The organism is Nitratidesulfovibrio liaohensis (assembly GCF_011682075.1).
Taxonomy (GTDB): Bacteria; Desulfobacterota; Desulfovibrionia; order Desulfovibrionales; family Desulfovibrionaceae; genus Cupidesulfovibrio; species Cupidesulfovibrio liaohensis.
The window spans coordinates 1-769 of sequence record NZ_VSMK01000694.1 but is presented as its reverse complement, the minus strand read 5'-3'; the positions used below and the strand labels follow the sequence as shown (position 1 = coordinate 769).

Below are 769 nucleotides of genomic sequence, written 5' to 3'. Positions count from 1 at the left end.
GGCGACCCGCTGTTCTTCGGCATCGGCGCGCGGCTGGCGGGACATTTCGGCCCCGAAGCGCTGCGGGTACTGCCCGCCGCGTCCTGTCTGCAACAGGCCGCTGCCCGACTGGCCTTGCCGTGGCAGGACGCGCGCTGCGTTACCCTGCACGGCCGCAACGACTATCGCCCCCTTGCGTCGGCCCTGCGCCGCGCCCTGCACGAAGGCGTTCCGGTCTGCGTGCTGACCGACGGCCACAACACGCCAGGGGCCATCGCCCGCTTCCTGATCGAACGCGGGGTGACCGGACTGCAGCTGCATGCCTTCGCCGACATGGGCAGCCCCGATGAACGCCACGTGACCATCGCCCTGTCCCACGACACAAGCGGCACGGATGCCCGCGCCGCCGGAGCGGGGGAACGAGGAGAACCGGCCCGACCGGCCCGACCGGCCCGACCGGCCCAACTGGGGCAATTGGGGCAATTGGGGCAATTGGGGCAATTGGGGCAACCGGACAAATTGACCGGACTGGACGCATTGGGCGGCAACTGTACGGTGCTGCTGGTGCCCCGCGCCGCCCCCGCCCCGTCCCCGCATGCCCCCATCGGGCAATCCGCCCTGCCGGTGCTGGGCATCCCCGATCAAGATTTTGCCGTGCAGGCCCGGCTGATCACCAAATGGCCGGTGCGCGCCGCCGGGCTTGCCGCCCTGCGCATCGCCCCCGGCCATACCGTGTGGGATCTGGGCGCGGGCAGCGGCGCCGTTTCCGTGGAGGCCGCCGCACTGGCCC

Annotated in this window: 1 protein-coding gene; it reads left to right on the top strand. The window is 71.8% G+C overall.

All coding sequences use genetic code 11. The features are described from left to right. Positions 1-769 (top strand): precorrin-6y C5,15-methyltransferase (decarboxylating) subunit CbiE (cbiE, locus tag FVW27_RS17820; RefSeq protein ID WP_167127781.1); only part of this gene is annotated, 769 nt, incomplete at both ends.